General features: G+C 33.2%; 2 protein-coding genes and 1 pseudogene. All 3 read left to right on the top strand.

Annotated elements, in window-relative coordinates; translation table 11 throughout:
* Positions 1-351 precede the first annotated feature (351 nt).
* The 3 genes and pseudogenes from MLD65_RS17910 to MLD65_RS17900 all read left to right on the top strand — a co-directional run bounded on the left by MLD65_RS17910 (position 352) and on the right by MLD65_RS17900 (position 1,610).
* A complete protein-coding gene (locus MLD65_RS17910; RefSeq protein ID WP_243293178.1) occupies positions 352-714 on the top strand; it encodes an ABC transporter in 363 nt (120 codons plus the stop codon).
* A gap of 407 nt (positions 715-1,121) precedes the next feature.
* The gene (locus tag MLD65_RS17905; RefSeq protein WP_243293177.1) at positions 1,122-1,379 is read left to right on the top strand and encodes a hypothetical protein; all 258 of its coding nucleotides are present in this window, start codon (positions 1,122-1,124) and stop codon (positions 1,377-1,379) included.
* Positions 1,348-1,610: pseudogene (locus MLD65_RS17900) on the top strand (type II toxin-antitoxin system RelE family toxin). Before MLD65_RS17905 ends, MLD65_RS17900 begins: the two are co-directional and overlap by 32 nt.
* Positions 1,611-1,954: the final 344 nt, after the last annotated feature.

Raw genomic sequence — 1,954 nt, 5'->3', positions numbered from 1 at the left:
GCCCCATGCCGAAAGCTTTTCCACTCATTAGCTGAAGCTGTTACCAAATACTCGATTAACGTTTGAACATCAAACTTTCGAGCAGTATCCTTGTAACCAACAGCTTTCACAATCATTTTTAATTCATCTTCAGAAATAATCTTTTGCAGTAAATTCGGGAGCGTGGTATTCTTTTTCATAAGGGATACCTCTTCCTTGGTTTGTTGGTTGGTACTTACATTCTACAGGAAAGGTGTCCTTTTTTGTTGTTTTTTTTGGATTTTATTGGTTAATCAACACTCTTGACATTTTAATTATAATAAAAAAACGAAAAAATTTGATGACTTTAAATTCAAAAATTAGGTGAATATAATGGAAAACAACATTGAACAAAAATTATGGGATGCATTCAAAGATTGGGAAAAGAAAACAGAGTTAAATGATTGGTATTTAAGCAATTCTTATGAAGAGATTACTAGAAGTCTTACCCCGAAAAAAGCTTATGAGAGCATTCCTGAAGTTATTTCAGTACTATTACAATTAAAAGATAGTTTTTTAATTGGAGAATCAATTAATTATCTGTATGGACTATATGGTATAGCTCAAACTACTGAAATACATCCCTACTTGGAAAAGAACTTAGACAAGATTAATGATCATATTAATAATTATGGAGATGACTTTGCAAAGGACAAATTCAAAGAATTCAAGTGGTCAATACGCATAAAGGAATAAAGGAAAATTAATATTACTTTATTGTAAAATAACCAACTAACACCACCTCCCAGTAACTCGTTTCGATTATGGTTACAGGAGGTGGTTTTGTTGTGGAGAAAAGAATAGCGGCTTTGAATGAATCAAATTATTTTCCTTCATCTTCTTCATTGTTATTATTTATGTGATCTATTCCACTTGCAACAGCATTAATAACAAAAATTTGATACAAGTTATACAAGAAGTATTTCACCTCCAGTAATATATTGTTAATAAAAGTAATACCTGAATCCGTGATAAAAAAATAAATATTCACAGCGACAAACCTTGTTATAATAGGGATATGCATCCTTTTGGATCAATAAAATCACTTCGCCAGGTAGGTGCATAATGACGCATTAAAACCGTACCGAAGATGGGTGTAATACATGGCTATTCGTAAAGAAGATTTATATCGATTGGTAGACTGTCTTGACCAACAAGATCAGAAAGCAGCATTTGATTTTCTAGATTTTCTTATTCAACGTTCAAAACAGAAACCTAAACATTGGGAACAGGTTGATATGGCTGATCCAGATGATCAACCATTATCTAAACAAGAATTAGAACAACTAAACAGTGAAGAAGGATATGTATCAGGGGAGGATGCGAAGCGTGAGTTCGGACTACAAGTTGATTTACCATAAGTCCGCATTAAAATCTATCTCCAAACAAGAGAAAGCTATGCAAAAGAGGATCGCAGAAGGTTGAAGGGACTTCTTGAGATTCCTCCTGAAGGAGATATTAAAAGTATGAAAGGGTACCCTGATTTGTATCGACTTAGAATTGGAACCTTTCGGGTTATATTCGACATAAACCATGATGAGAAAGTGATATACATACAAGCTGTTGGAAATCGCGGTGACATTTACAAGTAACGACAACACATGAACCTATTTTCTAAATATAAAAACAAAGACTCTCCAATTTTGGAAAGTCTTTGTTTTTATACATTAGAACAATGTCCGCTAATGCTTATTGCGTGATTTGGTTCCATTGCTACACAACCCCCAGATAATATGCTCACTCTATTTTTCATTTAGAACATAGTTTAGTCTGAATTAGAATTGCAGGTTGCATTTATGTAGCTCTTTTTTGTAAATCATCACTTTATTCCCTCTAAAAACCTTTAAAAATTTTCAAATTCCTCCAGAACTTACATGACACGCCTCTGAGATAATATGCTACATTTTTTGCATATTAATTGGGGGAGTGTTGAACG

The organism is Bacillus sp. FJAT-47783, from assembly GCF_022808615.1.
Classification (GTDB): domain Bacteria; phylum Bacillota; class Bacilli; order Bacillales; family Aeribacillaceae; genus Bacillus_BZ.
This window is presented reverse-complemented; position numbering and strand designations above follow the sequence as displayed.

Excerpts from the sequence above, each read along its gene's own strand:
- MLD65_RS17910 (WP_243293178.1), top strand. The coding sequence starts at position 352 with ATGGAAAACAACATTGAACAAAAATTATGGGATGCATTCAAAGATTGG.
- MLD65_RS17905 (WP_243293177.1), top strand. The coding sequence starts at position 1,122 with ATGGCTATTCGTAAAGAAGATTTATATCGATTGGTAGACTGTCTTGAC.